The sequence below is a fragment of the Mesorhizobium sp. M7A.F.Ca.CA.001.08.2.1 genome, assembly GCF_003998455.1.
In the GTDB taxonomy this organism is placed as follows: domain Bacteria; phylum Pseudomonadota; class Alphaproteobacteria; order Rhizobiales; family Rhizobiaceae; genus Mesorhizobium; species Mesorhizobium ciceri.
This window is the reverse complement of the sequence record NZ_RZPW01000755.1, coordinates 1-2,924: the sequence shown is the minus strand read 5'-3', so window position 1 is coordinate 2,924 and position 2,924 is coordinate 1. Positions and strand designations below refer to the sequence as shown.

The 2,924-nt window shown below is 64.4% G+C and carries 4 protein-coding genes; all 4 read left to right on the top strand.

Features of this window, described 5'->3' with window-relative positions; all coding sequences use genetic code 11:
- Nucleotides 1–627 (top strand): proton-conducting membrane transporter (locus tag EN914_RS30280; RefSeq protein WP_127389476.1); only part of this gene is annotated, 627 nt, incomplete at its 5' end.
- Between the two features lie 182 nt (nucleotides 628–809).
- Nucleotides 810–1,955, top strand: a complete 1,146-nt coding sequence (locus EN914_RS30275) for an aminodeoxychorismate synthase component I (protein WP_024502728.1) — start codon at nucleotides 810–812, stop codon at nucleotides 1,953–1,955.
- Nucleotides 1,904–2,566: an aminotransferase class IV family protein gene (locus EN914_RS30270; RefSeq protein ID WP_013529733.1), complete on the top strand. Its 663-nt coding sequence runs from the start codon at nucleotides 1,904–1,906 to the stop codon at nucleotides 2,564–2,566. Before EN914_RS30275 ends, EN914_RS30270 begins: the two co-directional genes overlap by 52 nt.
- Before the next feature lie 3 nt (nucleotides 2,567–2,569).
- The coding region (locus EN914_RS30265) for a heme-dependent oxidative N-demethylase subunit alpha family protein (RefSeq protein WP_127389475.1) at nucleotides 2,570–2,924 on the top strand (355 nt) is incomplete at its 3' end.

The following is a 2,924-nucleotide window of genomic DNA, read 5'->3' as shown; positions in this document are numbered from 1 at the left end:
CTCGACCGTACACGCAGCGAACGCGACAGGCTGCGCACCGACAGCGACCGCCTGACCGGCGAACTCGATGCATGCGGCAAGACCCGCGCCGACCTTGAGCGCCGGCTGCGCGAAGCGTCGGCCGCACCTGCCGCCGGAAGCAGCGCGGCAAAACCGGCAAGCCAGGCGCCGGCGGCCCTGATGTCGACCCCCGCGACGGCCAAATCCACAAAGCCCGCGCCGGCCAAACCGGCCGCTGCGAAAGCGGTCCCTGCCAAGGCGGTCCCTGCCAAGCCGGCGGCGAAACCCGCCGCCACCAAAACCTCGGCTCCAGCCAAATCCGCAACGAGCAAGCCTGCAACAGCCAAGCCTGCATCCGGCTCAGCATCCGGAAAGCCCGACAATCTGCGTCGGCTGATCGGTATCGGTCCGGTCAATGAGAAACTGCTCAAGGCACAAGGCGTCACCAGCTTCGCCCAGATCGCGTCCTGGACAGCGGCCGATATCAAACGGATCGAAGACGTCATGAATTTCGATGGCCGCATCGCGCGCGAACGCTGGATCGAGCAGGCCAAGCTGCTCGCCGCCGGCAACGAGAAGGAATTCGCCAAGCAGTTTCCAACAGCCGGAACCTCCAGCAACAGCTGATCGCCAGGCACGACCTGAAGATTGCAAGCGGCGGCGCCATATCGGCGTCGCCGTTTGCTCTTGGTTCCTGAGTTGGCCCAAAGGTCGGCTTTAAGAGGCAGCGTGCCGTTCCCTCGATTGCGCGCGGGCGGCACCCCATATAGAGCGGTTGATGGCTTCATTGACCGCAGCATTCGGTGCCCATGTCCCTGCCCGCCGCAATTTTTCGCAATGACAAAAGCGCGCGCCAGCTCGTTTTCGACCGGCCGGCCGATATCATCGTGGCGCACGATGCAGGCGATTTCGGGCCGGCTCTGGAAGCAGCACAAGCCGCGCATGATGCAGGCAAATGGCTTGCCGGCTATTTCTCGTATGAGGCGGGCTACTTGCTCGAACCCAAGCTCGTTCCCCTGCTGCCGAATGGACGCCGCGCCCCACTCGTGTGCCTTGGGGTTTTCGATGCCCCGGTCGAACAGGCGGTGCCGCCGCGCAATACGGCGGCGACCAATGGCCCGATCTTCGACGCCCGTGCGACGTGGTCGCCCGAGGATTATGAAAAACGCTTCTCGCGGCTGCACCAGCACATCCGGCAAGGTGATTGCTACCAGGGCAATCTGACCTTTCCCGTGCACGCGCAATGGTCAGGCGAGCCGCTGGCCGCCTTCGATGCGTTGACTGAACGTCAGCCGGTGAAATATGGCGCGCTGATCGCGCTCGGTGAACCCATCGTGCTGTCGCGCTCGCCTGAACTGTTCTTCGAGATCGACGCCGAGGGCATGATCGAGACGCATCCGATGAAGGGAACGGCGCCGCGCGGCGCCACCAAAGCCGAGGACGAACGGCAGAAGATCTTCCTGCGCAATGACGAGAAAAACCAGGCCGAAAACCGGATGATCGTCGATCTCCTGCGCAACGATATCTCGCTGATCAGCGAGGTGGGCACGCTGGACGTGCCGGCGCTGTTCCGCATCGAGACTTACCCGACCGTGCATCAGATGGTGAGCGACGTCAGGGCCAAACTGCTGCCGGGTCTCTCTATCCGCCAGATCTTTGCGGCGCTGTTTCCTTGCGGTTCGATCACCGGCGCGCCTAAGATCCGTGCCATGGAGATCCTGCGCGACCTGGAAGGCACGCCCCGCGATGCCTATTGCGGCGCCATAGGCTGGATCGCGCCCGGCGGCCCGATGCGCTTTTCCGTGGCGATCCGCACCATCTCGCTCTTTTCGGGCGGCGAGGCCGTCTACAATGTCGGAGGCGGCGTCGTCTTCGATTCGACGGCGCAGGAGGAGTATCAGGAGTGTCTGCTGAAAGCGCGCTTCGCGACGGGAACACCGCCGACTTTCAGTTGATCGAGACCATGCGCTGGGAACCCGGCTCGGGCTTCCTGCGCTTCGATCGTCATCTTGCGCGCCTCTATGGCTCGGCGGCGGAACTCGGCTTCCGCTGTGATCCAGGCACGGTCGGCGAGGCGCTGAGCAGCGCGGTCGGCGGTTCCGGCGTTGCCACACGCACGCGCCTCGTCCTGTCGCACGATGGCGAGGTGACGGCCTCTGCGCAGCCTTATGAACCGCTCGCCGCCGACAAAGTCTGGATGCTGCGGCTGGCGCGGACGAGGCTCGATTCGAACGACACGCTGCTGCGCCACAAGACCAGCCGGCGACAACTTTACACGCGTGCCCGTGCCGAACACCTCATCACGCAGGCCGACGAGGTGCTTATGGCCAACGAGCGTGGCGAGATCTGTGAAGGCACGATCACCAATGTCTTTGCCGATCTCGGCGACGGCGTGCTGGCGACGCCCCGGCTCGATTGCGGCCTGCTGCCTGGCGTATTGCGCGCGCAGCTTCTGGATGAAGGCCGCGCCCGCGAAGCGATCTACAGCTTGGACGATCTGAAATCCGCCAAGTCCCTGTTCGTCGGCAATTCGCTGCGCGGACTGATCCCGGCAAGACTGACCTGAGACATGACGTCCCCAAAACATACGCTGCCCACCCACACGCCCTATGACGGCTCGTCGAAACTGTTCAGCATCGGGCTGAAGCCGCTCGACCCGGCGGCCTGGATCGAGGTCGACGGCCATCTGCTGCCGTATCTCGCCGAAAAGCACCGGCTCTATGCCGAAATCCCAGAGCGCGTTTTCGTCGAGGAGGACGGCACGCGCGACGCCCAGCAGGAAGTGCTCGACTTGCTCGCCGCGCATCTCCCGGAGAGGTTCCCCGAAACCCATCGGCTCGGCGGATCAGGCGTCGAGGTGGCGGGCGCGGCGAGCCGTCTGCCTGCTTCCCTCGCCGATGCGCCGCTGGCCAAAGCCTCACTGC

Coding starts and splice junctions, on each gene's coding strand:
- EN914_RS30275 (WP_024502728.1), top strand. CDS start 810: ATGTCCCTGCCCGCCGCAATTTTTCGCAATGACAAAAGCGCGCGCCAG.